The organism is Adlercreutzia sp. DFI.6.23 (assembly GCF_024462535.1).
Lineage (GTDB): Bacteria > Actinomycetota > Coriobacteriia > Coriobacteriales > Eggerthellaceae > Adlercreutzia > Adlercreutzia rubneri.
Genome location: NZ_JANGBP010000444.1, coordinates 1 through 305 on the forward strand (window position 1 = coordinate 1; position 305 = coordinate 305).

A 305-nucleotide genomic window follows, 5' to 3' on the forward strand; every position below is an offset into this window, starting at 1 on the left:
CTCGCGCGCGGTTTTGGCCAGCGGCGATACGACGCGCGATGGGTTCCCAATCCGCGAATGTTCCATCCCAGCGCTTGCGGCTTTTCATTTTCGCATGGCCCCATTACCTCAAACGCGACGCAACCGCGGTCTGCGCGAGGACTGAACCGAGAATTTCCTGCGTCATAGTTGCGGTCGTGAGCACCGTTCTAGAGGACATGGCCGAGAGCGGCGAAGAAGCGCCCACCCCTCTGGCCAGTCGCACCTAGTCGGGTAAGTTCGCGTTGCGCATCCCGCCCGAGAAGCATCGCGAGCTCGCCATCGAA

Annotated in this window: 1 pseudogene; it reads left to right on the forward strand. The window is 62.0% G+C overall.

The features are described from left to right. Positions 1-248: 248 nt before the first annotated feature. Positions 249-305 (forward strand): annotated as a pseudogene (locus NE591_RS16420) (toxin-antitoxin system HicB family antitoxin); the annotation flags it as partial.